26 protein-coding genes and 1 tRNA gene are annotated in these 26,701 nt (G+C 51.0%); 7 read left to right on the top strand and 20 right to left on the bottom strand.

What is annotated here, in order from left to right:
- Positions 1 to 413: 413 nt before the first annotated feature.
- Positions 414 to 490: transfer RNA gene (locus tag E5336_RS01740), tRNA-Arg, on the bottom strand.
- Positions 491 to 549: 59 nt separating this feature from the next.
- Between E5336_RS01740 and E5336_RS01745 the strand changes: the two genes are divergently transcribed.
- Together E5336_RS01745 and E5336_RS01750 are read left to right on the top strand one after the other, a co-directional pair.
- The gene (locus tag E5336_RS01745; protein WP_168353510.1) at positions 550 to 1,341 is read left to right on the top strand and encodes an InlB B-repeat-containing protein; all 792 of its coding nucleotides are present in this window, start codon (positions 550 to 552) and stop codon (positions 1,339 to 1,341) included.
- On the top strand, positions 1,320 to 2,690 hold the full coding sequence (locus tag E5336_RS01750) for an MATE family efflux transporter (protein WP_135979377.1): 1,371 nt from the start codon (positions 1,320 to 1,322) through the stop codon (positions 2,688 to 2,690). The genes E5336_RS01745 and E5336_RS01750 overlap by 22 nt, the downstream gene beginning before the upstream one ends.
- 52 nt (positions 2,691 to 2,742) lie before the next feature.
- Here E5336_RS01750 and E5336_RS01755 read toward each other — a convergent pair whose 3' ends face one another.
- From E5336_RS01755 to E5336_RS01775, 5 genes are read right to left on the bottom strand one after another with little or no spacing between them, the layout of a single operon-like run.
- Positions 2,743 to 3,282, bottom strand: a complete 540-nt coding sequence (locus tag E5336_RS01755) for a metallophosphoesterase family protein (RefSeq protein ID WP_135979378.1) — start codon at positions 3,280 to 3,282, stop codon at positions 2,743 to 2,745.
- Positions 3,282 to 4,331, bottom strand: a complete 1,050-nt coding sequence (locus E5336_RS01760) for a M15 family metallopeptidase (RefSeq protein ID WP_277820735.1) — start codon at positions 4,329 to 4,331, stop codon at positions 3,282 to 3,284. Before E5336_RS01760 ends, E5336_RS01755 begins: the two co-directional genes overlap by 1 nt.
- Positions 4,332 to 4,349: 18 nt before the next feature.
- A complete protein-coding gene (gene uvrC / locus E5336_RS01765; RefSeq protein ID WP_135979379.1) occupies positions 4,350 to 6,110 on the bottom strand; it encodes an excinuclease ABC subunit UvrC in 1,761 nt (586 codons plus the stop codon).
- A 15-nt stretch (positions 6,111 to 6,125) separates the two neighbouring features.
- Positions 6,126 to 8,447 carry an endonuclease MutS2 gene (locus E5336_RS01770; RefSeq protein WP_135979380.1) on the bottom strand — a complete coding sequence of 774 codons (2,322 nt, stop codon included), beginning with the start codon at positions 8,445 to 8,447 and terminating at the stop codon, positions 6,126 to 6,128.
- Positions 8,422 to 8,850 (bottom strand): CvpA family protein, encoded by a 429-nt coding sequence (locus E5336_RS01775; protein WP_135979381.1) that lies wholly within the window; start codon positions 8,848 to 8,850, stop codon positions 8,422 to 8,424. Before E5336_RS01775 ends, E5336_RS01770 begins: the two co-directional genes overlap by 26 nt.
- Positions 8,851 to 8,913: 63 nt before the next feature.
- Between E5336_RS01775 and rnhC the strand changes: the two genes are divergently transcribed.
- Positions 8,914 to 9,768 carry a ribonuclease HIII gene (rnhC, locus tag E5336_RS01780; protein ID WP_135979382.1) on the top strand — a complete coding sequence of 285 codons (855 nt, stop codon included), beginning with the start codon at positions 8,914 to 8,916 and terminating at the stop codon, positions 9,766 to 9,768.
- Here rnhC and E5336_RS01785 read toward each other — a convergent pair.
- The 6 genes from E5336_RS01785 to E5336_RS01805 form a co-directional block, all read right to left on the bottom strand.
- Positions 9,758 to 10,258 (bottom strand): deoxycytidylate deaminase, encoded by a 501-nt coding sequence (locus E5336_RS01785; RefSeq protein ID WP_135979383.1) that lies wholly within the window; start codon positions 10,256 to 10,258, stop codon positions 9,758 to 9,760. The two genes, rnhC and E5336_RS01785, sit on opposite strands and share 11 nt — an antisense overlap.
- Complete coding sequence (locus E5336_RS01790; protein ID WP_135979384.1) at positions 10,255 to 11,172, bottom strand: RluA family pseudouridine synthase; 918 nt, start codon at positions 11,170 to 11,172, stop codon at positions 10,255 to 10,257. The genes E5336_RS01785 and E5336_RS01790 overlap by 4 nt, the downstream gene beginning before the upstream one ends.
- Positions 11,151 to 11,651 carry a signal peptidase II gene (gene lspA / locus E5336_RS01795; protein WP_135979385.1) on the bottom strand — a complete coding sequence of 167 codons (501 nt, stop codon included), beginning with the start codon at positions 11,649 to 11,651 and terminating at the stop codon, positions 11,151 to 11,153. The genes E5336_RS01790 and lspA overlap by 22 nt, the downstream gene beginning before the upstream one ends.
- A 9-nt stretch (positions 11,652 to 11,660) precedes the next feature.
- Positions 11,661 to 13,259 carry an ABC1 kinase family protein gene (locus E5336_RS01800; RefSeq protein WP_135979386.1) on the bottom strand — a complete coding sequence of 533 codons (1,599 nt, stop codon included), beginning with the start codon at positions 13,257 to 13,259 and terminating at the stop codon, positions 11,661 to 11,663.
- Positions 13,256 to 13,420 carry a hypothetical protein gene (locus E5336_RS12335; protein ID WP_168353511.1) on the bottom strand — a complete coding sequence of 55 codons (165 nt, stop codon included), beginning with the start codon at positions 13,418 to 13,420 and terminating at the stop codon, positions 13,256 to 13,258. The genes E5336_RS01800 and E5336_RS12335 overlap by 4 nt, the downstream gene beginning before the upstream one ends.
- Before the next feature lie 87 nt (positions 13,421 to 13,507).
- Positions 13,508 to 14,950, bottom strand: coding sequence for a leucine-rich repeat domain-containing protein (locus E5336_RS01805; RefSeq protein ID WP_135979387.1), 1,443 nt, complete (start codon positions 14,948 to 14,950; stop codon positions 13,508 to 13,510).
- Between the two features lie 305 nt (positions 14,951 to 15,255).
- Here E5336_RS01805 and E5336_RS01810 point away from each other — a divergent pair, with 305 nt between their 5' ends.
- Positions 15,256 to 15,468, top strand: coding sequence for a cold-shock protein (locus tag E5336_RS01810; RefSeq protein ID WP_135979388.1), 213 nt, complete (start codon positions 15,256 to 15,258; stop codon positions 15,466 to 15,468).
- 85 nt (positions 15,469 to 15,553) lie between these two features.
- On the top strand, positions 15,554 to 16,015 hold the full coding sequence (locus E5336_RS01815; protein WP_135979389.1) for an HD domain-containing protein: 462 nt from the start codon (positions 15,554 to 15,556) through the stop codon (positions 16,013 to 16,015).
- On the opposite strand, the gene E5336_RS01820 is transcribed toward E5336_RS01815, so the two are convergent.
- From E5336_RS01820 to sufC, 7 genes are read right to left on the bottom strand one after another with little or no spacing between them, the layout of a single operon-like run.
- Positions 16,012 to 17,076, bottom strand: coding sequence for a hypothetical protein (locus E5336_RS01820; protein WP_135979390.1), 1,065 nt, complete (start codon positions 17,074 to 17,076; stop codon positions 16,012 to 16,014). The genes E5336_RS01815 and E5336_RS01820 overlap by 4 nt on opposite strands.
- A gap of 55 nt (positions 17,077 to 17,131) precedes the next feature.
- Entirely contained in the window at positions 17,132 to 17,617 is a 486-nt protein-coding gene (locus tag E5336_RS01825; protein ID WP_135979391.1) for a 5-formyltetrahydrofolate cyclo-ligase, read from the bottom strand.
- Positions 17,610 to 19,013, bottom strand: a complete 1,404-nt coding sequence (gene sufB / locus E5336_RS01830; RefSeq protein ID WP_135979392.1) for a Fe-S cluster assembly protein SufB — start codon at positions 19,011 to 19,013, stop codon at positions 17,610 to 17,612. The genes E5336_RS01825 and sufB overlap by 8 nt, the downstream gene beginning before the upstream one ends.
- Positions 19,006 to 19,461 carry a Fe-S cluster assembly sulfur transfer protein SufU gene (sufU, locus tag E5336_RS01835; RefSeq protein ID WP_135979393.1) on the bottom strand — a complete coding sequence of 152 codons (456 nt, stop codon included), beginning with the start codon at positions 19,459 to 19,461 and terminating at the stop codon, positions 19,006 to 19,008. The genes sufB and sufU overlap by 8 nt, the downstream gene beginning before the upstream one ends.
- A gap of 18 nt (positions 19,462 to 19,479) precedes the next feature.
- Positions 19,480 to 20,733 (bottom strand): aminotransferase class V-fold PLP-dependent enzyme, encoded by a 1,254-nt coding sequence (locus tag E5336_RS01840; RefSeq protein WP_135979394.1) that lies wholly within the window; start codon positions 20,731 to 20,733, stop codon positions 19,480 to 19,482.
- Positions 20,717 to 21,508 carry a SufD family Fe-S cluster assembly protein gene (locus E5336_RS01845; RefSeq protein WP_135979395.1) on the bottom strand — a complete coding sequence of 264 codons (792 nt, stop codon included), beginning with the start codon at positions 21,506 to 21,508 and terminating at the stop codon, positions 20,717 to 20,719. The genes E5336_RS01840 and E5336_RS01845 overlap by 17 nt, the downstream gene beginning before the upstream one ends.
- Positions 21,509 to 21,510: 2 nt before the next feature.
- Positions 21,511 to 22,329, bottom strand: coding sequence for a Fe-S cluster assembly ATPase SufC (sufC, locus tag E5336_RS01850; protein WP_135979396.1), 819 nt, complete (start codon positions 22,327 to 22,329; stop codon positions 21,511 to 21,513).
- A 134-nt stretch (positions 22,330 to 22,463) separates the two neighbouring features.
- Between sufC and E5336_RS01855 the strand changes: the two genes are divergently transcribed.
- Together E5336_RS01855 and E5336_RS01860 are read left to right on the top strand one after the other, a co-directional pair.
- Positions 22,464 to 23,492, top strand: a complete 1,029-nt coding sequence (locus E5336_RS01855; RefSeq protein WP_135979397.1) for a peptidylprolyl isomerase — start codon at positions 22,464 to 22,466, stop codon at positions 23,490 to 23,492.
- Positions 23,485 to 24,390 (top strand): hypothetical protein, encoded by a 906-nt coding sequence (locus E5336_RS01860; RefSeq protein WP_135979398.1) that lies wholly within the window; start codon positions 23,485 to 23,487, stop codon positions 24,388 to 24,390. The genes E5336_RS01855 and E5336_RS01860 overlap by 8 nt, the downstream gene beginning before the upstream one ends.
- An 89-nt stretch (positions 24,391 to 24,479) precedes the next feature.
- Here E5336_RS01860 and E5336_RS01865 read toward each other — a convergent pair whose 3' ends face one another.
- Entirely contained in the window at positions 24,480 to 26,642 is a 2,163-nt protein-coding gene (locus E5336_RS01865) for an ATP-dependent helicase (protein ID WP_135979399.1), read from the bottom strand.
- Positions 26,643 to 26,701 lie beyond the last annotated feature (59 nt).

Genomic DNA, 26,701 nt, shown 5'->3' on the forward strand with positions numbered 1-26,701 from the left:
GGGCCTTTCATGATCACTCCGCTTAAGCTTTTTGGACCCCCAGACAATCTGGGGGTTTTTGAGTTACAAGAAAAAGGGCAGAACGGATCTGCCCAATATCGAAGAATTGTTAGTCAAAGAAATACTACCAGTCCGCCACAATCGCCAAAATGAGCGGAAGATAAAATCCAAAAATGCGATAGGATTCAACTATCGCTATGACTAACAGTTAAATTATAAACTTAAAAAAATGGAGTGACAACACTTCAGTTTTTTGTCGTGCACATTTCAAAAAAAACCATCTGGAAATTAATCTCCAGATGGTTAAGCCATTTCTTAACTAAATGACATTGCTTCGCAAAGCTCTTTTCTTTTGCCCGGTCCCCATGACGGATTCCGGTTTTTATGTTAAAGTTAATTCGTTCAAAAAAAAATGGCGTCCTTGGAGGGATTCGAACCCCCGACCGTGCGCTTAGAAGGCGCATGCTCTATCCAACTGAGCTACAAGGACAACACGGATATTATAAACGATAAGTATTGAAATTTCAATGGGAATAGAGGAGAAAGATGATGAATCAAGAAGAACGAGATGGGTATCGGTTTATCGGTTGGTATATTGATCCCGAATGCACGAAGCGAATCAATCCGGGCGGCAAACTGCCAAGCGCGATCACGCTTTACGATAAGTGGGTCCCGATTCTCTACCCGATCCATTACGACTGCCATGGCGGGATCAATTCCCGTCGCAATCCTCGCTATGTGACGGTGGAAACCGGGTTGCTGCGCCTGTTTCCCGCCCGCAAGCGCGGGATGCGTTTTATCGGCTGGTGTCTGGATGGCGAGCGAATCGAATACTTGCCGCCCCACATCACCAAACCGCTGACACTGGAGGCAATGTTTTGCGAGCCAAGCCTCGTGCGCTTTGAAACCAACGGCGGCGGGCGCATCGCCGAGCGAACGACAACGGACAGCGGCCTGCTTGAACGGTTCCGGCCGCCAATGCGGCTTGGATACACGTTCGATGGATGGTACCTGGACGAGCGGCTCACGTTTCCGTTTGATTTCGACATGCCGCTCAACGAATCCATCACGTTGTACGCGAAATGGAAAATCACATTGTTTCGGATCACCTACCATTTGGATGGCGGGCTGGCCAGCCGAATGAATCCAAGATCGTACTCGTATTTTGACTTGGATATCGAGCTGCTGCCCGCCCGCAAAAAAGGATATCGCTTTTTAGGCTGGTTTGACGCCCGCGGCAACGCGCTGGACTGGATCCGGCACAATTCGATTGGCGACAAAGAATTGTTCGCCCGCTATGAGAAAGAGAGGGAATTTGAATGCACGCCCAAAATCCGCTAGGTTATGAACGCCTGGGCAAGCTGCTGGCCCGCTTTGCGGTTCCCAGCGTCATTTCGATGCTTGTCAGCGCCCTTTATAACATTGTCGATCAGATTTTTATCGGACAAGGCGTCGGGTATTTAGGGAACGCCGCGACCAACGTCGCCTTCCCGCTCACGACGATTTCCCTGGCGATCTCGCTGCTGATCGGAATTGGTTCCTCTTCCCGCTTTTCTTTGTATCTCGGTCAAAAGAGGCCGGAAAAAGTACGGGAAATCACCGGGAACGCCCTCTTTTTGATGATTGCCTGCGGTCTTGCGTACATGGGATTGATTTTGCTCTTCGTCCACGACTTGCTTTTTGCTTTTGGCGCGACCAGCGAAGTGTATCCGTACGCGGTCGCCTACACAAACATCACCGCGTTTGGCTTCCCGTTCCTGATTTTCACCAACGCGATGAGCGCGCTGATTCGCTCGGATGGCTCGCCAAATTACTCCATGGTGTGCATGGTTGTGGGCGCCATCATCAACATCGTCCTTGATCCGATTTTTATTTTCGTATTCCATCAAGGCGTGGCCGGCGCGGCGTGGGCGACGATTTTAGGGCAAATCATCTCGTGTTTTGTATGCTTTGCCTATATCCCCAAATTCAAGCACGTCGAAATCAAAGCGAAAGACATTCGGTTCTCGTGGCAAGCTACGCTGGAGGCGTTTTCGATTGGCGTGAGCAGCAGCGTGAATCAAATCGCGATTTTGTTCGTGCAAATCGTCATGAACAACTCCATGGTGCACTATGGCGCGCTCAGTCCCTACGGAGCGGAAATTCCGCTGGCGGCCGCGGGCGTCGTCATGAAAGTGAACGCGATCCTGTTCGCGTTCATGATCGGCTTGTCGCAAGGCCTTCAGCCGATTGTCGGCTTCAACTATGGCGCGAAAAAATACACGCGGGTGAAAAAGACGATGCTTCTCGCGCTCGCCAGCGCGCTGGTCATCGGCGCCCTGGGCTGGACGTTGTTCGAGTTCGCCCCGTATCCTGTGCTTTCGTTGTTTGGCTCCGAGAACGCGCTGTATATGGAATTCGCGGTGCATTTTATGAAAGTGTTCCTGCTACTGTCGTGCGTCAATGGCGTCCAAATCATTTCTTCCGGGTTTTTCTCGGCCATCGGCAAACCGCTCAAAGGCTTGTTCTTATCCATGATTCGACAAGTCATTCTTTTCATTCCTTTGGCCGTCCTTTTGCCGCTCTCCTTCGGGCTGGAAGGCATTTTATGGTCGGCGCCCGTGGCGGACACGATCAGTTTTGGCGTGGCGATCGTCTTGCTGGCGGTGGAATTCCACAAGTTGGACAACCTGCAAAAAGAAAACGACTAAATCGAAAAAAAGAGACAAACCGCGAATTGAAACGTTTGTCTCTTTTTAATGCTTAAAAACGGAAAAATCTTTTTTTCTGAACCGGTGGCTTTTCCTTGGACGCAACCCATTGCGACTCGAATACAAGCTCGGCCTCGGCTTGCGGACCTTCGAGCGTCAAAACGGCGTAGCTTGGCTCCTTGCCATCGCGCGGCGACCACGTCGAGCCCGGATTGACAAGCAGCACGCCATGAACCCGCTTGATCATGGAACAATGCGTATGCCCGAAACAAACAATGTCGCAATCGTTTTCCTGCGCCATCCGCACAAGATCCATCTCGCGGTTCATATAAGAGCAACGATGCGAATGCACGACAAGCAGCCGGTGCTCCCCGACCCGGATGACTTGCTGTTCCTTCATATTTCCCGCGGAAAAGAAATCGTTGTTTCCTCTGGCGAAGATCCAGTTATCAAACAAAGCCGGATTGTCTTCCAAATCGCCGCAATGCACATACAGGTCCGCGTCCGGATTCCAGCGCTCAATCTCGCTCACGAGATTCGATGTGCCGTGCGAGTCGGACACGACCACCACTTTGTATTTTTTTTGATCCATTACTGAAGTTCCTCCTCGAAGTCCATTTCCTCCATCGTCTTGTTTTCATCGACCATCGCCTTGGCGGTTTTTTGGCCGACATACCGAAGCAAATACGGTTGGTAATAATGGCCTGTCACCTCTTCTTTTCCTTGCGGATAGCGAACGACAAATCCATACCGCCACGCGTTGGCCCGCAACCAGGCCTGCGTTTCCAGTTCAGCTTCGCCAAGCTCTTCCTCCACCTTGGTGTAGTCGTAGTCGACAAACGCTTTGTTTTCGGCGACAAGCGTGTCCCAGCGTTGGGCGCCGGTCAGTGCCACCGTGTACCCGAGCTGCTGCTCGTTCTCTCCGCCGGACAACGCGAAACGGTCGACATACTCGCCATAGACGAGCGTCGCCCGCAAATACCGGTCCAGCACTTGCTCGTAATTCAAGTATCCGCTTTCCAAGCCGAGGGATTCATTTTCTCCCACGATTTTTTTATAGTCGTCCAGCATGGCTTTCAACCGTTGCGCCGCTTCGCTCTTGAGCGAGGTTCCTTCCAAATCGCTCAACCCATCCGGGACGTAACGGTATACCGACAAGTTTTCATTCAGTACCAAATATGGATACGCCGGATCCGGCGCGAGCTGCACATCTTCATGCAAAATCTGCTCGTTTTCATAAAACGACGTTAAATCGGCGTAAGAATAGTGCGACAAGTACCGCGTCAGCGTGTCCAGCGAAAAATTCGAGCGGTACTTGTTAATGAAATTGACAATATACGCCGCCGGCGCGTCCTGGGCTTTTTTCGCCCGCGCGTAAAACAGCGTATTGTAAATCGAAAAGTCCGGCTCGTTGATAAATTCAAGATATTGATCCGGTTTCAGCTGCTGCGTAATCATGTAGTCGATTTCCTTGGCATCCAAATGCGCCAAAATAACAGGTCTGTTTTGTTCGGTCACATAAGGATAGCGCGCCAGAGGATCGTACGTCTCGTTGATTTTGATCATACACGTGATCGCCACGCCGGCGCATACGCCAAGCAGCAACAGCCTTAAACCGAGTGTTTTCGAATCCACTTTCATAAGTCAAATTATAACGAATCACTCCGAAGGATGCAATCGGTCGAACAAACGACGTGCCACATCTTCGGGCACGACCCGGGCGAGCGCCTCCACATCCGCCTGCCGCAAGCTTTTCATCGACTTGAACGTCTTCATCAGCTCTTTTTTGCGTGTTTCGCCAATGCCGGGCACTTCGTCCAAAACCGACTTTGTCATCGACTTGCTGCGCAGCTTGCGATGGTACTCGATCGCGAACCGGTGCACTTCGTCCTGTAGTCTGGTAAGCATAAAAAACAACGGGTCCTCCTTGGACAGCGGCACTTCCTTCAAGTCTTCCAGCATCAAGGCCCTCGTCGCGTGCCGGTCGTCTTTTACGAGTCCCGCGATGGGAAAATCGAGCATCAAGTCGTCGCGAATCGACTTGGCGGCGTTGATTTGCGCCGCCCCGCCATCGACAATCAGCAAATCCGGCATGGGCTTGCCGTCTTTGAGCAGCCGGAAATACCGCCGGTAAACGACTTCTTTCATCGAGTCGATATCGGAACGGTACGTATCCAAATGATAATGGCGATACTGTGCCTTGTCCGGCCGGCCATCCTCGAACACGACTAAGCCCGACACGTTGTTCGAGCCCTGGATATGCGAATTGTCAAAGCTTTCAATCGTGTGGACTTCGCGCTGGACGATCCGGGACAAATGCTGCATGGCCATGTCGAGCTCTTTGTCTTTTTTGTACACGAGCTGGAATTTTTGATCGTGCGCCTCCTTGGCGTTTTGAATGACGAGATCCACCAGCTTCTTTTTCTCTCCGCGCTCAGGAACTTTCACCTTCACATCGAGCGCGTGCTCCAGCGCCTCCACATCGGTGCCTTTGGGAACGAGAATTTCCTTGGGCTTGGTGTTGTTGGCGTAGTACTGCACGATAAAGCTGACAAACGCCTCGTCTTTTTCCTCGTAAATCGGCGTGATGGAAAGCGTTCGCTCCAGCAGTTTTCCGTCGCGGATAAAGAAGCCGTAAAAGCTAATATAGCCTTTGTCTTCGTAATAACCAAACACGTCGCGGGCCGTCCGGTCCGAAAAATCAATCGACTGCTTTTCCTTGATGTGCTCGATATGCTGGATCTGGTCCCGCAGCTCCTTCGCGCGCTCGAATTGCAGCTCCTCGGCCGCGTTTTGCATTTTAAGGTGCAAATCGTCCAGCACAACATCCACATCGCCCTTTAAAAACCGGATGACTTCCGCGCGGATCTTGGCTACCTCTTTCGGATCGGTTTTTTTGACGCAAGGCGCCAGGCACTGATGCATGTGGTAATACAAACAAGCCTGCTTGCCAAGGGTCCGGCATTTGCGAATCGGAAAAATTTGATTGACGAGCTTCACCATTTCATAGGCGGCGCTGGAACTCGGATACGGGCCAAAGTAGCGGGATTTTTTATGATTCGGCTTTCGGGATATGCGCACGGAAAAATCCTGATCGCCGCTTACTTCGATGTATGGATACATTTTGTCGTCCATGAACATGATATTGAACGGAGGACGATGCTTTTTGATCAAGTTGATTTCCAGTAGCAGCGCCTCTTTTTCCGAACCCGTCACGATGTACTCAAAGTCGCGGATATGGGAAACCAGGCGGGTGGTTTTGTTGTTGTGGACCCCCGTAAAATACGAACGCACCCGGTTTTTCAGAACTTTCGCCTTGCCCACATACAAAATCTTCCCCTTCTCGTCTTTCATGATGTAACAGCCGGGTTGTTCCGGCAGCAAAGACAATTTATCCTGCAAATGTTTTGAAACCGCCATAACTCCTCTTTTCTTTTATTTCAACGTCACGATAGTCGCGCCCAGGCCGCCTTCGTTTGGGCCGGCCGATTCAAACGACTTCACGGTGTTGCGCTTGCGTAAATCGTCCCAAACGGCCTTTCGAAGCTTTCCCGTCCCCATGCCGTGAATGATGCGCACGCTAATCGCTTTGTGGACGATGGCCTGGTCCAAATACCGGTCCAGCGCGTTCAGCCCTTCCTCGACCCGCATGCCAATCAAGTTCAATTCCAGCGGAAACCGCTTCGTGACGCGCTCCAGCCTTGGCTTGGGCGCCGTTTTCGGCACGTTGGGACGCTTCATTTTCGTCAACACGTTCGTTTTGACGTTGACTTTCATTCCGTTGGTCAGCACCGTGGCTTGTTTTTTGCGAATCTCGAGAATTTCGCCATGGGCGTTCAGCGAATCAATGTGGACATAGTCGCCGACCGCAAACGTTTCTTTCGCGGCTTTTTCCTCTTTTTGTTCGGGCGCGAGATCGTTGATCGCGTGCAGCGACTCGATTTGTTCATGCACCTTGACTTCGGGATGGTTTTTCATTTTCGCCAAAATGGCTCTGGCTTCCTCGCGCTTCTCGTCCAGCATCGCCTCCAGCTCGTGTTCGTACTCCGCTTCCAGCGTTTCGCGCTTGCCGATCCATTTTTGTTTTTCGGCTTCCGCTTCTTTTTGAATGCGATGCGCGTTTTGAATGAGGACGTCGAAACGCTCTTGTTTTTTCATGACTTCCTTTTGCTCGATTTCCAGCCGCTCCAGCGCCTTTTGCGACTCCTTCATGTTTTCCTCTTTCAGCGTCCGGGCATGCGCGATGATCGCCGGCTCCAGCTGAAGCTGCGAAGCGATCGCGAACGCGAATGATCCGCCCGAAATGCCCGGCAAGTACCGGTACGTCGGCCGCAGCGTTTCCACGTCGAATTCCACGCTGGAAACAAGCGTGTGCAAATCGGCCTTGCCAAACTCCTTCACCTGATCGTAATGCGTCGACGTCACAATGGTCGACTGGCAGTCAATCAAATACGCTAAAATCGCGGAAGCCAGACTCGCGCCTTCCAGCGGATCGGTTCCATTGCCGATTTCATCCAGCAAAATAAACGTATGCTCGTTGGCCGCCTGGCAAATCCGGGCGATTTTGGACATATGGGACGAAAAAGTAGACAAGTTGTTTTCAATCGACTGGTCGTCACCGATGTCAAACCACATCGACGTGTACCACGGCAGCATCGCGTCGTGCGCCAAAACCGGAAAGCCGGCGTGCGCGAGCACGACAAACAAGCCGATCGTCTTTAGCGTGACGGTCTTTCCGCCCATATTCGGGCCTGAAATCATTAAGCAAAACTGGTCTTTTTGACTGGCGTACGTGTTGGCGACGACTTTTTGCTCGTCAATCAGTGGATGGCGGGCATGCGCGAAACGAAACGAATGATCCCGGGTTTGGAACTTTGGAACGCACCCGTCGTACCGGTTCGCCCATTTGGCGCGCGCCATCACGGTGTCTAAAAACGTCATCGTTTCCAAATCGCTTCCAAGCGCGAGCGCGCTGGCCGCCACTTGCGCGGTCAACTCCCGGCAGATCCGGCGTTTTTCCTCTTCGATTTCCAAGGCGAGCGACTGGATCTTGTTGTTGCGCACCACGAACTCGCGCGGTTCCACATACGTGGCCATCCCGCTTTGACTCGTGCCATGGATCATGCCGCCAAAGCTGTTTTTTTCCGGCGTCTTCGCCAGCACGCAAAGGCGGCCCTGGATCGTGGTCGTCGTCGTGTCCATGAGCCGCGTCGCGTGCTGCTTCGTATAGCCGCGGGCGAACACGCTTAAATCCGCTTTCGCCTGACGCAGCGCCTGCGTCCGGCCATACAGCGTCGGCGTGGCATCTTCCTTGATGTCGCCGCCCAGGTCAATCATCGCCTCGATTTTCTTTCGAAGCTTGTCGCAAGGATCCATGGTCGCCGCGTACTCGGCAAGCCTTGGCTCCCGCTCTTCCTCAAACGCCTGGACGGCCCGGCGGACGGCGGACAAGAAAAGCGCGATGGCGTTGAGCTCGCCAGGCAGTAAAACGATGGATTTCGATGCCGAGTCAAGAAATGGCTCGATATCCGTGACACCACCCATGGAAAGATCCTTCCCGAGCCGGACGTATTCCATTCCTTCCTGGACAAAGTCCAGCTGCTCCCGGGCGAGCTGGACGGTTTCGAGCGGCATGGCGTTTCGGATCATCGCCACGGAACGCGAAAACGCCGCATATCCGGCAATTTGCTCCAAAACGGCCGCGTAGTCGATGGACCGATCCATTTGTTTTTTAAACCCCGATCGCTTGTCGGACATATGTTTCTACCTCCTTGAAATATGGATACACGATCGAAGACTCTGGCTGGATCGTGCCAACTGAAAAAAAAGAAAGCGCGTAAAAAACGAGCGCGTAAACGATATAAATTCGCACCAGCCCCAGCAAAACGCCAAGGATCCGGTCAAAAAGCGAAAGGATCCCTTGCCGCCGCGGCAGAAGCAGCGCCTGCACCATCGCGAGCGCGAGACGAATCAAACAAAAAACAATAAAAGAAGCCTGAAAAGCAATCGTTCCACGAACGACAAAATATCCGGTGAGCGCCAGCGACAAAAGCAGGCAGATGACATCGCACAACGGCCGAATAAACCCTTTGCGCCACGCCCCGATCAAGACTGCCGCCCCAAACACAAGCAGCGCCAAATCAATTTCATGTATGGACATACATCCATTCTAATCATTTCATCATAGTCTGTAAAGTTTTCCGGGATAGTGTATACTATGGTCATGCCTTCTATCACAAAAACGATGACCAAAGCGCAAATCGAAGCGCTGCGCGAGCGAATCGAGCCCCAGGCTCTTTCCGTCACCCGCCCCCCGTATACTTACTTTCAAATGAAACTCCCGTCTTTGACCATTACCGCCTACCAATCCGGCAAGGTCGTTTACCAGGGACAGGATGTGTCGTTTCTGGAACCATCCGAATCCTCCCGCGACGAGGAAACCTTTCCGCAGGCGGGAAGCGACGAAGTCGGAACCGGCGACTATTTCGGCCCTGTCGTGGTGGCCGCCTGCATTGTCAGCGCCCAGGCCGCGCCACGTTTACGGGCGCTAGGCATTCAGGATTCCAAGCAAATGGACGACACCCGGATTCGCGCCATCGCGCCCGAGGTAAAATCGCTTTGCCCTTATTCGCTGATGATCGTCAGCAATCCGAAATACAACGCCATTCACGCGCGCCACAACATGAACGCCATCAAAAGCCTGCTGCACAATCAGGCGTACTTGAACTTAATGGACAAAGGCCACGAGCTTCCCGCCCTTTGCGTCGTGGATCAGTTCGCCAAGCCGGCGGTTTACTACCGCCACCTGGAAGGACAGCCGCGCGTGGTGCGCAACTTGACGTTCGAAACAAAAGCTGAAAACAAGTACCTCGCCGTCGCTTGCGCGAGCGTCCTTGCCCGCGCGGCTTTTTTGGACTATTTTGACAAAATGGCCGCGAAATACGATTTTCCTTTTGAAAAAGGCGCGGGACCGAAAGTTGATCAATGCGGGCGCCGCTTCGTGGAGCGCTATGGATTCGAAAAGCTTGGCGAAGTCGCGAAAATGCACTTTAAAAACACAGAAAAGATCAGGAGCTGACTTCCTGATCTTTTTTGACGGGTTCCACATTCACCTTTAAGGCGTACGGCAGCCGGACAAGCTCGACTTGCGCATCTTTGAACATTTTCTTGCTTGCGACGTTGTTGGGTGTGCCGTCGTACTTGTCGTCTTCGTACACGACTTTCGAGATTCCCGACTGGATGATCGCCTTGGCGCACTCGTTGCACGGAAACAGCGACACATACAGCGTGCATCCTTTTAAATTTTGGATGCTGTTGAGAATCGCGTTCAACTCGGCATGCACGACGTACGGATACTTCGTGTCCAAATATTCGCCTTCCCGCTCCCAGGAATACACGTCGTCGTCGCACCCCATCGGGAATCCGTTGTAACCTAGGCCGACGATCCGTTTTTCCGGATTGACGATGCAGGCGCCGACCCGCGTGTTTGGATCTTTGCTGCGTAACGCGCTCAAGTGGGCGACCGCCATGAAATACTGGTCCCAGCTCAACACATCGTCGCGTTTCATTCGATTTCCCCGCTTTCCAGCTTGTGGAGCACTTCTTTGAAAATAGGCGGCTCTTCGGCTTCGAACCGCATTTTTTCACCTGTACGTGGATGGATGAATTCCAATGCGTACGCGTGCAGCAGCTGTCCATCGGTTTTTAACGTTTTGCGCGGCCCGTATTTGGGATCGCCAACGATTGGATGGTCGATATACTGCATGTGGACGCGGATTTGATGCGTCCGGCCGGTTTCCAGCGTGCATTGGATGTAGGCGTAGTTTTTAAAGTTTTCGAGTACCTCGAAATGCGTGATGGCCTCTTTCGAGTTTTTCGCGGTCACCGTCATGTTTTGACGGTTGCGCTCGTCCCGTCCGATGGGCGCGTTCACCGTTCCAAACGTGTGGGAAAACGGATGATGGACAATGGCTTTGTATTGCCGGTGCGCCGTCTTGGAAGCGAGCTGTTCCGAAAGCGAGGCGTGCGCCAAGTCGTTTTTACAGACGACAAGCAAGCCGCTCGTATCTTTGTCGATGCGGTGCACGATGCCAGGACGCATGACGCCGTTGATCCCGCTTAAATCTTTGCAGTGGAACATCAGCGCGTTGACCAGCGTACCCGAATAATGGCCGGGCGCGGGATGCACCACCATGCCCCTTGGCTTGTTGATGACAAGAACGTCTTCGTCCTCGTACACGATATCCAGCGGAATATCCTCGGGTTTGACTTCGGTTTCTTCCATCGGGGCGCCCGAAACCGTAATTTGATCCCCGGCTTTTACTTTATAGGACGCTTTTTCCAAAACCCCGTTCACGCGTACGGCTTCGCCGTCAAGCAAATCACGCGCCCGTTTGCGGGAAATATCGAGCAATGAGCAAAGCGCCTTGTCCAGCCGCTCGTCCACGCCTTTTTCTTCCACTAAAATTGTTTGTTCTTCCATGATTTCTGCTCCTTATACTCATCGACAAGATAGACGATCACCAGCATCGCGAAGCCTACGCTAATGCAAATATCCGCGATATTGAACACGGGAAATCCCCAGCCGAAAAAATAAAAGCTGAAAAAATCCACGACATAGCCCAGCGCCATCCGGTCGATAAAGTTGCCGACGGCGCCCGCGAAAATGACAGTCAGGCAAAACTGGATCTTGCGATCCTTGGTGTGATAAAAATAATAGGCGATCGCCACCAGGGCGGCGATGGTCAAAACCGCGAAAAACGGTTTTCCATAGCCTTCGAAAATGCTGAAGCCCGCGCCCGTGTTTTGCACGTAGGTAATATAAAAAAAGTTCTTAATCACCTCAATCGACTCGTGCAGCTTCATGCGGCTCGCGATCGCGAATTTCGTGCACTGATCCAGCGCGACGAGCACGACAAGCAAAATGCCGGACGCGAGCGAAGCCTTTGTATGTTCCTTCATAAATTCCTCCTAAAATGGTTTGTTTTTCTGATGCAGGAACAACATCTTCACGAACAGCCACAGACTCATTCCAAACGCGATCAGAAATCCAAAAACGCCCAGCAGCGGAATGCCTAGCAGCTTTGGATGCATATTCGTCGTGCAAATGACGCTGGACCCCAGCAAAAGCGAGGCAATCAAAATACAAACGACGATTCGGTTGATCATTCGATCCAAATTGGCCAGCGGCACTTCGGATCCGAGTAAATTCAAATTGACTTTCAGCTGGCCCTTTTGAAGCGCCTCCATCAAGTGTTTCGCGTGAATCGGCAGCTCGATGGAATCCTCCCCGGCCTCCACCGCTTTGACGAGCATGGATTTCAGCTTCCGGTTCCAGTTGATATTCAGCAGTTCCATTTCATACGACGACAGCACTTGCATGATGTTCGTTTTTGGATCCAGCACGCGCATCGTTCCTTCAATCGTGATCAAGGAGCGCGCCAGCATGGAAATGCCTTTGGGCAGCATAATGGCGTATTGATGGCAAATGGCGAACATTTCCTGCACCATTTGCGGCAAATTGATGTCCGACAGCGACATATTGATGTACTTATTCATGAACCGGTCCATTTCCACGGTGAATTTGGCGTGGTCGATTTCCTTATTGGATGTTCCCAGCGTCAAAATCGTTTCGACAAGCAGCGCGCTGTCCCGGTTGACGAGCGAGCGGACGCCCTGCTTCATCAAGTCGCGGTCCCGGGGCGTGAGTTCTCCCATCATGCCGAAGTCGATCCAGACGATTTTTCCTTCGTCGATCCGCAAGTTGCCGGCGTGCGGATCCGCGTGGAAAAAGCCCACATCAATGATTTGGTTGACGTAGTTGTACGCCAGCTTTTCGCAAATCTCGGAACGCGCGTACCCTTCTTTATCCAACGTCACGATGTCGTCGATTTCAATGCCGCCAATGTACTCCATGACGAGAACGTGGCTTGTCGTATAGGCGTCGACAATCGTTGGTGCGCCAATGTATTGCACATCCGCGTACATTTCTTTAAACCGTTTGGCGCTGGCGGCTTCATGCCGAAAATCCATCTCCTGCTGGGCGGTTGTCCAAAACTCGTCTACGACCGTGTCCATGTCGACAATCGAAGTCAGCGTTTCCGACAAATTCAGGATTTTGACCGCTTTGCGAATGAGTTCGACGTCTTCCTCCATTTCCTTGTAAATCCCCGGCCTTTGGACTTTGATCACGACTTTTCGTCCGTCTTTCAGCGTCGCGGCGTGCACTTGCGCGATGGAAGCCGAGCCGAGCGGAACCTCGTCAATCGTTTCGAAAATCTCGCTTGGCGCCTGGCGGTACTGGGATTCCAGCACTTCCAAAATCGTTTCGTACGGAAGCGGCGTGACGCTGGAGCGCAGCTTTACGAGTTCCTCGCAATACCGTTGGGAAAATACGTCTTGCCGGGTGGACATGATTTGTCCGATTTTGACATACGTCGGCCCAAGATCCTCTAAAATCAGCCGAAGCTTCACCGGATCCATTCCCTTTTGGATGTGATGCTTGCGCAAAATGGAAACGATTTGCTTGAAGCGTTTCCAGCTCGACCCTTGGTTTTTGGACGAGCTCATTGTTCTTCATCCTTGATCGTTCGGTGGAGCGGCTGGTTGAGGGAGGATTCCTTTTCCAGCGCGATGCGCAGGATCCGTCCGGACGCGTCCACGAGCTCGCGCGTAATCGCGATTTGTTTTTTTAAAATGGTTTCTATCGTTGTTTTATTTCCTTTACACATGGACTTATTGTACCACTTCTTTCGCTTTTTTCGCCACCACAAACCTGTGTTTGCCTCCCATAGGAAAAAACCTCGATTCATCGAGGTTTAATCGGTAAATTTATCGTAAAATTCCATACTTTCCAGCACGGATGTGTCCGCGATTGGATTGTCGTCCAGACGAAGAGCCTCCAGCAGCTTCAAATCCTTGAGCGGCGACACGTCGGTGATGTAGTTGGCTTTCAAAGTCAGCGAGCGCAAGTACTTCAAGTCGGCCAGCGGCGTCAAATCGGTAATGGCGTTGTGGTCCAGACGCAAATACGATACGTATTCGAGATGCTTCAGCGGCTTCAAGTCGCGGATCACATTGTTGTAGAGGTCGATGATGCACAAATTCTCCAGGTCCTTCAATGGCGAGATGTCGTGCACGTCGTTGTTTTCCAGCGACAGGATCGCCAGATTTTTCATATCTTTCAAACACTCGATGTCGCGGACCTGATTGCGTCCAATGTTGAGTTCGACGATGTTTTTATCGTGCTTGAGCACTTCGATGTCCGTGATCCGGTTCGTGAACAAATCCAGGCTTTCCAGTTTGTGCGCGTCTTTGAGAAAGTCGATGTTCGTCAGCTGGCAAAACTCGGCTTTCAGGGTTTCCAGATTTTTCACGTTGTAAAACTTGTCGACGTCGTGCAAATCGTTTTTCGACACGTTCAGGGCGCATAGCTTCTTCATGTGGTTGAGCAGCGGCAAATCGTGGAATCCGGTTTGCTCCATGGACAGCTCCTCCATCTTTGGCAGGTTTTTCAAGAAATCAAAGCTGTCCGGCGTATTGTAGTTCATGTTCAGCTTGCGCAGCGAAGGGAACTGCTCGAGAATCGTATAGTCTTTTAAGTACGGACAATTCGACACATTGAGCTCCTTCAGGTCTTTCATCGCCAGCAGCGGGGAAATATCGCTCATTAAATTCGTCGCCAGATTCAAGCTTTCCAAATGGGACAAATACGTTAAATCGTCAATGTTGAAACGGCGCATTCCGGACATGTCCAGCTTTTTCAAGTCTTTCAGCGTTCCCAGCAAAGAATAGTTGAATGGTCCGTTTTCGGTGTTGATATTGAGCTGCTGCAGCTTTTTGCAGTGGATGATGTATTCGAGCGAGTCGATCTTGGCCCGTTTCAGGTCAAGCACTTCCAGGTGCAGCATTCCCGCGATGCTCGAAATATCCATCGTGTACAAATTATTTCTGGAAATGTTGAGTTTTTTCAGCTGGCGGAACCCGTGCAGCGCCTGAATGTCCCGCAGCTGGTTGCTCGACACGTCGAGCGTCAGCACGTTGCGAAGATCGCGTATCGGCTCAAGCGACTGAATCGAGTTTCCCGACGCATCCAGATATTCCAGGTTTTCCGCGTATTCCAAACCTTCCAGCGATTTGATTTCCATATCCGGAACTTCCAGATGAATGAGCCCGGTCATCATTTCGGGGGTGAGCTCTTCCGGTGTCGTTCGAAGATTGCGCGCCACGGCATCACGCAGGGCTTCATCTTTGATGAACATAAAAAATATACCTCCTGTATTGTTTGTTGCTTCTATTATAAAGCTTTTTTTTGGCGATTGCATTCTTATGTCATGCGATGTTGGTTTTTTCGAATTTATGCTATACTTTTCTTGTTATTAGCGTCTGATTGTGTTTTTCCACCTATAACATTTCTCCAACGATTTTTAAAATTTGTTTGACTCTATGTTATAGAAAACGTATAATTAACATAGGGATAGCCTTATCATCCAAAAAAGCAGTCGGTATTGTTGACGTGCCGCGCCTGCTTTGCGGACCGATCGAGGCACGTCCAGGGGGTTATACTATGAACACAGGTAAAGTAAAATGGTTTAATGCTGAAAAAGGGTATGGATTCATTACCGGCGAAGACGGAAAAGACATTTTCGTTCATTACTCTTCGATCAACGCGGATGGATACAAAACTCTCGAAGAAGGTCAGACCGTTACTTACGACGTGGTTGAAAGCAACCGCGGACAGCAGGCCAGCAAGGTCACTGTAGTTAGCACGACTGCGTAAGCGACGAACGATCAATATCAGCAGTCAACAGGCGCATGGATTCACTTCATGCGCTTTTTCTTATCAGAAGGAGAAGAGAACAAGGATGGAACGTTACAACAAAGTCAAAGACCACGTTTACGGCACGTATCACAAAATAAACAACGAGCTTTTACGCACCGCGGCTTTTCTGCATACGAACAGTGTCGACAACTGCATTACCCTGCTCGCCATATCCCGGAACCTGCCCGTCGAGCTGGCGAAGATCGCGGCGCTGCTGCACGATTTCGCCCAGTACGCCCAAAACTGCCCCCACAAAGACCACGCCCGGCTGTCTTCGCTGTACGCCCACCAGTATTTGGAGCAGTCCGGCTTGTTCAAGATGCGCGAAATCGACGAAATCGGCTATATGATCGGCCAGCATTCCTACAAAAACCATATTGACTCGCCGATGTGCGAGCTGCTCAAGGACGCCGACGTGCTCGCCCGTTTTCTGGAGGATCCCTACCAGACGTTTTCCGGCGCGAAAAAAGAGCGCCTGCTCAATGCATGCGCTGATTTAAACTAATTCATAAATTCATGAAACGTGACATAATGCAGTTCGACTTTCGGGTCGAGCTGCTTTTTGATTTGCGCGAACGCCTTTTCGAACCCTTCCGGATCAAACACGATCCAGTCGATGTAGGAAAAGCTTTTTCCCATCGCGCCGCCAATGACCTTGCCTAAATTGAGCTTGGACATCGAAGCGTCCAGCTGTTTGGAAAGTTCCTGCCGAAACAGCGCGTTGTCCTTTCCCGCGAAAGGATTGGCGTAATACATGTATCCGTACTCGCCTTCTTTGGCTTTCAAGTCGAGCAGGACGTCGTTTTTTTCGCCCAGCGTTTCTTCCACAAGCATCGGATGGGTGGTAAAGATGATTTTCATATCCTTGCGCAGCGCGTCGTGGGCAAAATCCTGATTAGGCTCGTAAATCGAGTAAATATCAAGAGGCGAGTCGTACTCTTTCCAATGGTCCTTTTCAACGGTTTGCGCGATCAAGTTGTAAAAATCGACGAGGTTGCAGAAGTTTTTCGAATCTTCCGGTGCCGTCAGCGGCTCCACGCGGTCAATGTACGCTTCGTAATCCGTCTGCCCAATCGCCAGCTCCAGCAAATACATGCTCATTTCTTTTGTGTACTCGTCGTTTTCAATGAGCTGGTAGCCCGGGCAGTACACCCGGGTGCTAAACGTTTGCGTTTCCGGATGGACTTCGTAAAACACCAGAAAATCGACGAGGGTGTACGTTTCGTCCTTGATTTGCACGGCCGCCTCGATCGCCTTTTGCGAGAGTGGCTGCAAAACCGCGTTAATGCGCCATGACGCTTTGACGTTGTCCGGCGCCATCATTTTGATGCGCTGGGCGATGTACTGGCTTGTTTTGTTGGGACCGGGGTCGATCGTCATCTCAAAGTCCTCGCTGACGTCCTCGACGAAAAAACTGCATCCGCTAATCGCGTTGACTTCCTCGTTCAGTCCTCCCACGATTTCATTGATCCGTTCATAATTTTTATCTTTGAGCGCCTGTTCGAGATTGGATTGCTCGTCTTCGAACCGCTCCCAGAATTTTCGAATATTTGTGATCACACTCATACTTGTTCTCCAGTTTCTTTTTTTGATTATCTCATGATTTTTCCCATTCGTCAGCTCATTCGATAGTTCTCGATTCCGTGACGATCACATCCATCGGTACATCGTAAAGACTGGGCTGATAATCGTAAACTTCCTGGTCGTCGAACGCGACACCGATTTTTAACCCCTCAAAGGTTTTTAAATACCGGTCGTAATATCCTTTTCCGTATCCAATGCGGTACTTTCCGTCGAAGGCGACCATCGGCACGACGATGACGTCGATTTGCGCGCTCAAAACGACAGCCTCGCTCTCTGGCTCCAAAACGCCAAACGCGCCCTTTTTGAAATGGACGGGCGGCAAAAACACCATCCTGGTCGCGCTTACCACTTTTGGCACAAAATCAATCCAGGGACCAAACACATTGGCTTCCCCTCGGATCGGCATATAGCCGGCGGTCTGTTTCCCTTTTAAAAAAGGCAACAGCCTTTCAACGATTGCCTTTTCTTTTTCTGCTCGATTCGCGACTTGAAGCCGCCTTTCGATGAGCGCTTTTCTATCCAATGGAGTCGCTCATATCCAGTTTGAGCAGCTGATTGAGTTCGACCGCGTACTCCATCGGCAGCTCTTTTGTGAATGGTTCCAAAAAGCCCATGACGATCATTTCTGTCGCTTTCGCCTTCGTCAAGCCTCGCGACATCAAATAAAACAACTGTTCTTCGGAAATGTTCGACACGGTCGCCTCGTGTTCGATTTGACTCGTTTTGGAGAACGATTTATTCAGCGGGATCGTATCCGAGCGGGACTGGTCGTCAAGAATCAGCGTGTCGCATTCCACTTTGCTTTTGGAGTACTCCGCGTTTTTGGCCTGGACGACCCAGCCGCGGTAGTTCACTTCCCCGCCGTTGCGCGCGACGGATTTCGAAATGATATTGCTTGAGGTGTGCGGCGCCAGATGAATCATCTTGGCCCCCGCGTCCTGCTGCTGTCCTTTGCCGGCGACCGCGATGGAGATGCACGTTCCTTTGGCGTACGGCTCGGCTAAAATACACGCCGGGTATTTCATGTTGATCAAACTGCCGATATTTCCATCAATCCATTCCATATGGGCGTTCTCGTACACTTTCGCCCGCTTCGTCACAAGGTTGATAATGTTGTTGGACCAGTTTTGCACGGTGGAATACCGGCATGTGGCGTTTTTGTGGACAAAGATTTCGACAACCGCCGCATGCAGCGAGTCTTTGGAGTACGTCGGCGCGGTGCACCCTTCCACGTAATGCACGTCGGCCCCTTCGTCGACGATGATGAGCGTCCGCTCGAACTGTCCCATTTGCATCGAGTTGATGCGGAAATACGATTGAAGCGGTTTATCGAGCTTTACGCCTTTAGGGACGTAAATAAACGAGCCGCCCGACCACACGGCCGTGTTGAGCGCGGCGTACTTGTTGTCGGAATACGGAACCAGCTTGCCAAAGTATTCTTTCACGAGCTCCGGATGCTCCCGAAGCGCGGAATCGGTATCCAGAAAGATGACGCCCTTTTCCTCGACTTCGGCCAGCATGTTGTGATAAACGACTTCGGATTCGTATTGGGTTGAAACGCCGGCCAGAAATTTTTGTTCCGCTTTCGGGATGCCGAGTCGTTCGAATGTGTCGCGAATCGTTTCCGGCACTTCATCCCACGATTTTTCCTGCTTGTCGCTTGGTTTGATGTAATACGTGTAGTCGTCAAAGTCGATGCCGGAAAGATCCGGTCCCCAGCTTGGGTTTTTTAATTCACGAAACGCGTGGTACGCTTTCAAACGGATGTCGAGCATCCACTGCGGTTCTTTTTTGATTTTCGAGATCTCGCGAATCGTTTCCTCTGTCAATCCTTTGTTGGTTTTGAAAACGGAAACGTCCCGATCGTGAAAACCGTACTCGTATTCGGAGGATCCGGGAATCTCTTTGTGATCAGCCATTGTTTTCCTCCTTTTTTTCTTCGTCGATGAGCGCCTGCAGCGCGTTCCAGCCAATCGTCGCGCACTTGATGCGGTTGGCTTGGCGGCCGACGTTTTGGAAAGCGACGGCCTCGTCGAGCAAGTCTTCGTCGTACTCTTTTTCATCGACCATCGCCATGTAGTTGTCGATGATTTTCTGGGCTTCTTCGATAGTTTTGTCCTTCACAAGATCGGACATGATGTCGGTCGCCGAAGTGGAGATCGCGCAGGCGACGCCGTCAAACGCGACGTCCTCGATCGTTCCATCTTTGAATTTGGCTTGCACGGTGATATCGTCGATACACGAGTCGCTCGCCATATGTTTGGATTTATATTGTGGATCCTCTACAAGCGGATGCTTGTTTCTCGGATATTGATAATGGTCCATAATGATATCCCGGAGCATCGCTCCGTCGATACTTGTTGCCATACCATTTCCTCCTTTCAATTAAAAGAATATATCAAGACACGTCTCGAAGGAGGCATCCTTCAAGGCTTCGACCAGTTTGTCGATGTCCTCGAATGTGTTGTAAAAATAGACGCTCGCCCGGCAGGTTCCCGGCACTTTGAGCACTTCGCCCAATAGCTTGGCGCAATGCTCGCCACTGCGCACCGCGATGCCGCGCGTGTTCAAAAAGCTGGCCACGTCTTGCGGAAAAATAAGCTTTCCCTGATCGTACACGTTGAATGTGATGATTCCGCTTTCCGCTTCGGCGTTGTAGACTTTCACTTTTTCCACATCTTTGATTTTTTCCAAAAAATGATGTTTGAGCGCCAGCTCGTAGCGGTGAATGTTTTCCTTGCCGAGCTCGTTGATGTATTTCATGGCGGCCGCCATGCCCAGCGCCCCCTCGATTGGCTGCGTTCCGCTCTCGTATTTGAGCGGCGTCTTTTTCAACGACACTTTTCCGCATTTGTTGAAGCGGGCGTTCGATTCCCCGCCAAAGAAAACCGGCGTCAGCTCTTCGAGCAAGTCGAATTTTCCATAGAGCACGCCAATGCCTGTCGGGCCGCACATTTTGTGGGCCGAGAAGCAGAAAAAGTCGACATCGAGATCTTGCACATCGACTGGCAAATGCGCGATGGATTGGGCGCCGTCCACGACGACTTTCACCCCGTGCTCGTGGGCGATTCGAACAATGTCCTTGATGGGCGCCTCGTATCCCAGAACGTTGGACACTTGCGCGAGCGCCACGACTTTCACCTTGTCGTGGAGCGCTTTTTTGAAGTTGTCCACAGTCACTCTTCCCTGCTCGTCCAGCGGAATGTATTCGACTTTGATGTTTTTCGATTTTCCGGCTTCGAGCCAAGGCAGCACGCTGGACGCGTGCTCCGCGACGGTCGACAACACGACGTCGTTTTCATGAAGCCAGGTGTTCGTAATCGTCATCGCTAAAATATTGAGGCTTTCCGTCGTGCCGGATGTAAAAACGATTTCCTCATCGCGGCGGGCGTGAATGAATTCTTTCGTGAGTTTTCGAGCGTTTTCGTAAGCAAAATCGACCTGGGCGCTCATTTCGTAATCCCCGCGATGGGCGTTGGCGCCTAAATATGTATAGTAGTTCACGACTGTGTCAATCATCGACTTCGGTTTAAGAGTCGTCGCGCTGTTATCCAAATACACAAGCGGATGATCGCACATCTTTCGCTTTAAAATCGGGAAATCTTCCCGGATTTCGTAAATTTTATCCTTGATGTCCATAGACGCCCACCTTTCTTTCCATGTCCTCGCGGACTTGCTCGCGCAGCGTTTCGTCTTCGATCTTGCGAATCGTCGGCATGAAATAGCCAACGCTCAACAAGCCGAGCGCCATTTCTTTGCTGAGGCCGCGCGACTGCAAGTAGTACAGCTGTGCTTCGTCGGGCTCGCCGATCGTGAGTGCGTGCGAGGCTTTGACTTCGTTTTCATCAATGAGAAGCAGCGGAATGACTTTGGCTGCATGGTCTTTGCCCAAAGTCAGCACCCGGGTTTCCTGATGGGACGCGGACTCCTTGGCTTTTTTTTCGATATTGCCATTGGCGACCATTTCGTATTTTGCGTGGTCGAACAAGACGGCGAAATTGTGCATGTGGCCGCTTGTGTAGGCCGCCTCGTGGCGAATTTCGATGTTGCCTTTTTTCATTCCGTCACGGACGAGCTGGGAGGTGGTGTTGTCGATCGAGGCGCCTTCCTGAAAAAGGCGGACATGCTCGTCGAACGTCACTTCCTGCTCTTCCAAATCGAGAAAGGAGAACTCGACGTGCGCGTTGGCGTGAATCAAGCCGCGCATGTCGATATGGAGCGGCGCTTTCGCCAGGTTGCGGATAAAAAGCTTTAAAGTCGAGCTTTCCATCACATCCAGTTCAAATCGAAGCGTCCCGCCTTCTACGACGTCGACCATCGACTCGCCTTTCGAGCGCGGCGAAACGACGATTTTGAAATCCTCTTTGATTTCAAGCCGGTCCTGGAAGACGTCTTCGTAAATCCGTTCCATCATATTTACCGGCTCCTTTTGGCGCCGCAGCTTCCCAACGAGATCGGTCTTTCTTTTTCTTTTTCATGATGCGCTTTGACGTGGTATTCCTGCTCGATCCAGTCGTACCCTTCGCGGTCGATGCGGTCGATGAGTTCCGTTCCGCCGGATACGACGATTCGGCCGTCGACCAGCACATGCGCGTGCGTAGGCTTCAAGTAGTCCAGGAACCGGGCGTAGTGGGAAACAATGATCATGCCCATGTCGGTTTCTTTCTGGCACTGGTCGATCGCGTCGGCCACGATGCGCAGCGCATCGACGTCAAGACCCGAGTCGATTTCATCGAGCATGGCGAGCGTTGGCTTGAGCAGCATCATCTGCACGATTTCGTTGCGCTTTTTCTCTCCGCCGGAGAAGCCGTCGTTGAGGAAGCGGTGCGCCAGATCCGGCTTCATATGAAGCTCTTTGATCGCGCGGTCCATTTCCTTGATAAATTTGAACAGGGAGATTGGCTTTTCACTGCGCGCGTTCATCGCGGTGCGCAGAAAGTCCGAGTTGGTCACGCCCGGGACTTCGCTTGGATACTGCATCCCCAAAAAGATACCAAGCCGGCTTCGTTCGTCAACCGGCATCGCAAGGACATCCTTGCCATCGTATGTGACCGTGCCTTCCGTCACGGTAAATTTCGGATTGCCCATGATCGCGGCCAGCAGCGTGCTTTTTCCGTTGCCGTTCGGCCCCATCAGAGCGTGTCGTTCGTTGGCATCAATTTCCAAATCGACGCCTTTTAATATTTCTTTCTCTTCCACTTTGACGTGTAGGTTTTTAATTACTAATTTCGGCATATCGATACCTCTTTTCATAGCTTCAATCATAGCAAACTTTACGGTAAATCTCAATGCTTACGATTTGGTGAGCAGATTGCTTTTTACGGGAAAATCTCATATAATTGTAGGGAAATTTTAACAAGGAGGTCTATATGTCAGACTTGATCAAAGACAACTGGTTTGTCATTCTGATCGCAGTGATTATCATCGCTTTTGTCGGATATTTTATTTTTGATTCCAATAAAGATAACGTATCCGCGAAAACGAGTGAGGGCAAAGATGTGCTTGCGACCCTGGCCGACACGGATATCACGGCGGATGCGCTGTATGACGACTACACACCGTTCGATGGCGATCTATTATATAATATGTATCGCAACGCGGTGGTCAAACAGAGCGTAAAAACGACGAAAGAAATGGAAGAGGAAGCGAAGAAACTCGAAAACACCATCCGTTCCCGCGTTTCCTCACAAAACAGCGACGTGTATCGGGACGCGATCGAAGCGGAACTCGCCTCGTATGGTTTTGACAGCTACGACAAGCTGTACGACTACTGCCTGATGACGGTGGAGCAAAAAGCGTTGAACAAGGACTATGTGGACGCCCATTTCGATACGCTGAAGGATTCGATGAAGGACGCGAAGTCCCGGATCGTCAGCCTGATCCAGCTGGAAGTGGCGGATCCATCCAATTTGACGGAAGCGGAAACAAAGAAGCGCGACAATATCGACAACGCCATTGAAACCGGAACGTTCGCCGATGCGGCCACGGCTTTCTCGGATGAAGCGGAAACGGCGGCGAAAGAAGGTTTGTTTGGATATTTGGATTCTTCAAGCAACGCCAGCTCGACAGGTCTGGATGCCAATTTGATTGCGAAAGCGCTAGAAATCAACGAAGGCGAGACGAGCGACTGGATCGAAGTGCAAAACCAGTCGACGGGAATCACTTCGCTGTACAAAGTGCACGTCGACACGACGGATCTGGATACGATTCATCAATCCAAAGACAGCGCGGTGCAGGATTCCTTCTTGTACGCCGTGCTGAACGCCACGCCAGGTCTGGAGGTCACCGTGCTTGAAAACGCGGCGAAAGATCTGGATATCCACTTTGAGGACAAAGCCGTTCAAACGAAGCTGGACAACTATATGAACCAGCTGAAAGGAGGAACGACGAATGAATAAAAAGATTCCTATGCTCGTACTGGGCTCCTTGCTGCTGGCCGGCTGCTCGGTTCATACGACTTCGATTCAGGACGCAGGCGAAAAGCTGATGACGATTGGCGACACGACGTACACGAAGGGCGACGAATACACGATGATCAAGCGCAGCAATGGTCCGGCGCTTGTGATTCAGCAGGCGCAGGAGATCATCTACAGCAAAGAAGTGCCAGCCAGCGACGAGCTGAAAAAAGAAGCGGAAAAACAATACGATGAAATCGCCAAAGCCAACCCGGACACCGAGACGCAGCTGAAAAATCTAGGATACGCCAGCAAGGACGAGTATATTGAAAAAGTGCTCCTGCCATCTGTGCAGGCGCAGGCTCTGATGGACAAGTACTTTGTCGACGATCAAGACACGATCGAGGCGCAATACAAACCAAGTTACGCTCAAATCGTCCAATGCGAAAACGAAGACGCGGCCAACAAAGCGCTACAAGCTTTGAAAGACGGCAAAACACCGCAGGAAGTCGCGCAACAGTACGCGGCGGAAACGACGTCCTACAAAGGGGACGAGGCTTTGGTCACGACCAACGACACGGCGCTGCCGACGCGGTTGATCAACGCGCTGGCGACCGCGAAAAATCCAGGCGTGATGGAAGAGGTTTACTCGTCGGATGACGAGAATCCAACGTTCTTCGTGGCGGTTTTGGATTCAAACGACTACGATGAGAACGTGGAACGAATCGCGGACACGCTCGGTTCGGATTCCTCCCTTTCCAAAGGCTGTCTCGTTTATTATTTAACGAAATACGATTTCGAAGTGCACGATCAAGATTTATTTGACTATTATAAAACCAACTCTCCGGAATATCTGGTCACCCGGCCTGACTTAACGGAAAAAGCGGACGAAACAGACTAACCCAAGAAAACTGTCGCCTTAGCGGCGGTTTTTTATTTGGCCAGTTTTTGGATCGGAAACGCGAAAAAATCCGAGTCGCCTCGGATCGTTTATTGCGCTTCTATTTTTTTGAGTTTGGCCCGGTACGAGATTTTTCGTTCCGTGTTCAGCTTGTCAAAACGAATGGTGTGGACGTTGTTCAACGGATCGGTGTCGACAATCGTTCCCGGACCGAATACGGCATGTTCGACGCGGTCCCCGGCTTTCCATGCGGGCTGGTCGATTTTGAATCGTAAAAACCGTTCGTGGATCTCGATGTACTGCCGGGCGTCTTCGATAAGCGTTTCGGACATCGGGGGCGTAAACGTCAAATACCGGGGATCTATGTCGAGAATAAAGCGGCTTGGGTATTTGGGCGACCCGTCAAAATTCCTTCCATTGGATTCGGTGAGAAAAAGGCTTTTTTTCGCTCTTGTCATGGCTACGAAGGCCAGCCGCCTTTCCTCTTCCATCGACTCGAGACTGTTGACTTTTTTCGTTGGAAACATGCCTTCGTTCATTCCTATTAAAAAGACATGCTCGAACTCCAGCCCTTTGGCGGTGTGGACGGTCATTAGTTTGACCGAGTTTTGTTTCATTTCCAAATCGGCGTTCGTAAACAAGGCGATGTGGGCTAAGTAGTGTTCCAAATCCGCCTCTTCCCCGCAGCTGATTTCATAATCCAAAATGGATTGCTTGAGTTCGGCGAGATTGTCGAGCCGCTCCTGGCTTCCTTCTGTTCGCAGCATCGTTTCATAGCCGCTTTGATCCAGCAGGCTGGTGAGCACTTCACTGACGGGCTGACCTGGATATTCTTTGGAAAATCGTTCGATCAACGCGATGAACGCCTTTCCTTTGGTGGCTTTGAAAAGGTCGTCGTCTACGCAAAGTTTGAGCGCTTCGTACAGACTGACATGGTTTTGTTCGGCGTAGTTTTTTAAAAATTTCATTCGTCGTTCGCCGATGTTCCGTTTGGGCGTATTCACGACGCGCAGAAAGGAAAGATCGTCTTTGTACACGATCATCCGCAAATAGGAAAGCGCGTCTTTGATTTCCATGCGGGCGTAAAACTGCACCCCGGAATAAATCGTGTATGGAAGCTCTTCCTTTAAAAACTCGTCTTCAATGGATCGGGTGATGTAGTGAGCGCGGTATAAAATGGCGATGTCGCGGTACTCGATTCCTTCCTGATGCAGGCTTTGAATCGTTTGCAGGATCCACCGGGCCTCCTCTTTTTCCGTTTTGGCTTCGTGGACTTGCACGGCTAGTCCATGCGGACATACAGGTACGAGTTCTTTGCGGATTCGTTGCTCGTTTTTTGCGATCAAGGAATTGGCGGCATTGAGTATTTCGGGTGTCGAGCGATAATTTTGCGGCATCATGATCGTTTTGACGTTGGGAAACTCCCGATCAAAATCCATCAAATATTGGATGCGGGCTCCCCTCCATGTGTAAATGGTCTGGTCGGGATCGCCGACGATGAACAAGTTTTGGTGGAATCCAGCTAAAACTTTCATGAGCCGGTATTGCAGATCGTCAATGTCCTGGAACTCGTCGATCATGATGTATTCGAGTTTTTCCTGCCACTTTCGTTTGATGTCTTCGTGGTTTTCGAAAATGTACAAAGTGAGCAGGATCAAGTCGTTGTAGTCGAGGCCAAAGCATTTCTTTTGCTGGTACAAATAGCCGTAAAAGATGATATCTTTCGGGGTATGGGCGCGTAAATACTTTTCTTTGAGCTGCTCGACGTTCATATGGATCAAGTCGAGGTAATACTCTGGTCTTTCTTTCAATTTCACGATTTCGATCATATCCCGCGCTTTGGAAAATGTCATGTGGCGCAGGGTGAGATTTCGTTCTTCGTATATCATGCGTAGCATTTCGTCGATATCGGCGTTGTCGAGCACGATGAAGTTTTTTGGATAGGACACAGCGTACGATTCTTCGAGCAGGATGGTGTTGCAAAAGCCGTGGAACGTCGAAATGAAGCCGGTGTCGTTGTCGCCGGTTAAGTTGTGAATGCGTTGGCGCATTTCGTTGGCGGATTTGTTGGTGAAGGTCACGCAGAGGATGTTGCCGGGCATAATGCCGATTTCATTGACGAGATAGGCGAACCGGTGCGAGAGCGCCCGGGTTTTTCCGGAACCGGCGCCGGCGATGACGCGGATGCAGCCTTCGGTGCTCGTGACGGCTTCGTATTGCTGGGGGTTGAGTGTGTCGAGGTAGTTTTCCATAGGTTTATTTTACCATAGGCGTTCAAGATTTCTGAACTTATTTTTGAAATCAAAAAGCG

The sequence above is a fragment of the Dubosiella muris genome (assembly GCF_004793885.1).
Classification (GTDB): domain Bacteria; phylum Bacillota_I; class Bacilli_A; order Erysipelotrichales; family Erysipelotrichaceae; genus Dubosiella; species Dubosiella muris.